At 67.7% G+C, this 2,588-nt stretch carries 4 protein-coding genes and 1 pseudogene; 4 read left to right on the top strand and 1 reads right to left on the bottom strand.

All coding sequences use genetic code 11. The annotated features are described in order from the left end of the window. The coding region (locus ACIQ67_RS20640; protein ID WP_397536246.1) for a 3'-5' exonuclease at nucleotides 1–567 on the top strand (567 nt) is incomplete at its 5' end. 9 nt (nucleotides 568–576) lie between these two features. Here ACIQ67_RS20640 and ACIQ67_RS20635 read toward each other — a convergent pair. Then, on the bottom strand, nucleotides 577–1,506 hold the full coding sequence (locus tag ACIQ67_RS20635) for an alpha/beta fold hydrolase (protein WP_397536245.1): 930 nt from the start codon (nucleotides 1,504–1,506) through the stop codon (nucleotides 577–579). An 89-nt stretch (nucleotides 1,507–1,595) separates the two neighbouring features. Between ACIQ67_RS20635 and ACIQ67_RS20630 the strand changes: the two genes are divergently transcribed. The 3 genes and pseudogenes from ACIQ67_RS20630 (at nucleotide 1,596) to ACIQ67_RS20620 (ending at nucleotide 2,560) form a co-directional block, all read left to right on the top strand. After that, on the top strand, nucleotides 1,596–2,081 hold the full coding sequence (locus tag ACIQ67_RS20630; protein ID WP_397536244.1) for a GNAT family N-acetyltransferase: 486 nt from the start codon (nucleotides 1,596–1,598) through the stop codon (nucleotides 2,079–2,081). Then, nucleotides 2,050–2,307: pseudogene (locus ACIQ67_RS20625) on the top strand (AraC family ligand binding domain-containing protein); the annotation flags it as partial. The gene ACIQ67_RS20630 and the pseudogene ACIQ67_RS20625, both read left to right, overlap by 32 nt. 130 nt (nucleotides 2,308–2,437) lie before the next feature. Continuing rightward, entirely contained in the window at nucleotides 2,438–2,560 is a 123-nt protein-coding gene (locus tag ACIQ67_RS20620; protein WP_397536247.1) for a hypothetical protein, read from the top strand. Nucleotides 2,561–2,588 lie beyond the last annotated feature (28 nt).

Below are 2,588 nucleotides of genomic sequence, written 5' to 3'. Positions count from 1 at the left end.
CTGAACCTGGAGCACGACCGCTTGCTGGCAATCGCCGCCATTGCGCTGGACATGTCGGCCACGCCGCCACGCATCCTGCTGGGCGACAGCTTCGAGATCCTGCTGCGCCAGCCGGCGGATCTGCCGATGGCGGAGGACTTCAAGGCCAACATCCTGCTGCACGGCATCGGGTTGGGGGCGCAGCGTGGCGGTGTGGAGCCGATTCAGGCGCTGCAGGCCTTTGAGCAGTGGATCGGCGATGCACCGCTGGTCGCTTTCCATGCCGCCTTCGACCAGGGCATGATCCAGCGCGAGATGGCCAAGCTGCTGGGCCGCAAGCTGCTCAACCCCTGGCTGGACCTTGAGCCGGTGGCCGCACTGAGCCACCCGCAGGCCGGCTGCCGCTCGCTCGACGACTGGATGGCCCACTTCGACATTCGCTGTGCGCAACGCCACCAGGCCGCTGCCGACACCATGGCCACCGCCGAGCTGCTGCTGCGCCTGTGGCCGGCGCTGCTCAAGCGCGGGCGGCCTCGTTTTGCCGAGTTGCAGCAGATGGAAGCGCAGCGCCGCTGGCTGCGCGCCTGAGAGTCAGACTCAGCTGCGCGCGAGGAAGGCTTCCAGCGCCGCAGCCAGTGCCTCGGGCTGGTCGTGGTGCAGCATATGGCCGGCGTCCTGCAGCAGCACGCGCTCCAGCTGGGGCACCACAGTCAGGCGCGACTCGAAGTCCTCGCGCGGATAGCGCTTGCCCCACCACTGCGTCATATCGGTCTCACTGCCTTCGACCCACAGCGTTGGCGCGCTGATGCGCTGCCAGGCCTCCAGCACCTCGGCCTTGCGGTACAGCACGGGGTTGGTTCGCTTGTGCGCCGGGTCGCCGAGGATCTGCCACTCCCGTCCGCCATCGGCCCCGGCGACCTCGCGCGACCACAGCGGCGCCAGCCAGGCCGCCTTGTCGGCGCTGAGGCGCGGGTTGGTCTTCATCAGACGCTGCGCTACACCCTGGATGCTGGCATAGGGCTTGAGCGTCTGCGGCTGCTTGAGCTCGTCCAGCCATTGGCGCAGGCGTTGCGGCGCCTGGTCCGGCGAGGCGTCGGGCAGGCCGAAGCCTTCCAGATTGACGAGGCGCCGGATGCGCTCGGGCCGCACGCCGGCATAGCTCATCACCACATTGCCGCCCATGCTGTGCCCCAGCAGGTCGATGGGTGCCTCAGGGCTGACGGCATCGATCAGTGCGTCCAGGTCGCCCAGGTAGTCAGGGAACCAGTAGGCATCGGCGCCGCTGCTGTTGCTCTGGCCGAAGCCGCGCCAGTCCATCGCCACTACATGCCGGTCCTGCTGCAGCGCGTCGACGACGAATTGGAACGAGGCGCCCACATCCATCCAGCCATGCAGCATCAGCAGCGTCGGCCGCTCGGGGCTGGCCAGGCTGGCGTCGCCCCAGCTCAGGACATGGTGGCGCAGGCCGCGCAGCGTCAGGAACTCGCTGCGATGCAGGCGGCGGGGGAGGTAGGGGGGGCTGCTCATGCCCTTCACTGTAGGGCTGTTGCACAAGGCTGGCTGTCGGGGCGGTGACAGCACCTGAACCCCACGCGGCGCGGGCAGAATGGGGCCCCATGAACTCTCCCTACTCCCTGCGCCCGGCCGAGCCCCGCGACGTGCCGGCGATAGCCGGCCTGATTGCAGAGCTGGCTGAATTCGAGGAGCTCAGCCATATGCTGCAGCTCACGCCCGAGAAGCTGTACCCGCACCTGTTCGGCCCCAAGCCGGTGGTCGAGGCCCTGGTCGGCGAGTTGGATGGCGAATTGGTGGCCTTCGCGCTGTACTTCACCAATTTCTCTACCTTCCTGGCCAAGCCGGGTCTGTACCTGGAAGACCTCTATGTGCGACCCGCGCACCGCCGCAGCGGCCTGGGCAAGCTGCTGCTGACCCGCCTTGCGCAGATCGCGGTCGAGCGCGACTACGGCCGCTTCGAATGGAGCGTGCTGGACTGGAACGAGGACGCGATCCGTTTCTACGAGAACATGGGCGCCAGCGTGCTGCCCGAATGGCGCATCTGCCGCCTGACGGGTGAAGCTCTGGCGGCCTATCGCAAGGTTTGAATTGAGGCTGCGCCACGTCCAGTTTTTCGGCCGCTTCGAGCGCCGCTGTGACGTGGCCGGCTTCAGCTTGGCGCGCCTGCATGCCACCACGCCGGCCCACCATGTGCTGCCACATGAGCACGAGGACGGGCATTTCATCCTGGTGCTGGCTGGCCGCTACCGGAGCAGCGCGCGCGGCGCCGAAGAAAGCCTTGGTCCTGGAGATCTGCTGTGGAACCCGCCGGGCACGCATCACCAAGATTGCTTCAGCAGCGCCAGCGGGCGCTTTTTGAGCCTCAGCCTGCCGGCCCCGGCAGGCGCAGGAGCTGGGTCTCGGTCTGGGTCTGGGTCTGGGGGAAGGCGGCAATATCGTCGCCGTGTTCCCGGACGCCGGCATGAGCCTGGTGCTGACCCGCACCCACTACAACCAGCGCGGCCTGCACCAGCAAAGCTGGGCTTTCATCGAGCGGTTGCTGGAAAGCCAGCTCTGCGCCAAGTGATCGCTGCAGCCTGCTGTCGTTCGGTCGG

It is taken from the genome of Roseateles sp., from assembly GCF_044373315.1.
GTDB lineage: Bacteria > Pseudomonadota > Gammaproteobacteria > Burkholderiales > Burkholderiaceae_C > JACDQM01.
Note: the sequence above shows the minus strand (reverse complement) of the source record. Positions and strands in the feature narration are given on the sequence as shown.

What these genes read in the sequence shown, in the direction of transcription:
- ACIQ67_RS20635 (WP_397536245.1), bottom strand. Translation starts at nt 1,506, where the DNA reads ATGAGCAGCCCCCCCTACCTCCCCCGCCGCCTGCATCGCAGCGAGTTC.
- ACIQ67_RS20630 (WP_397536244.1), top strand. Translation starts at nt 1,596, where the DNA reads ATGAACTCTCCCTACTCCCTGCGCCCGGCCGAGCCCCGCGACGTGCCG.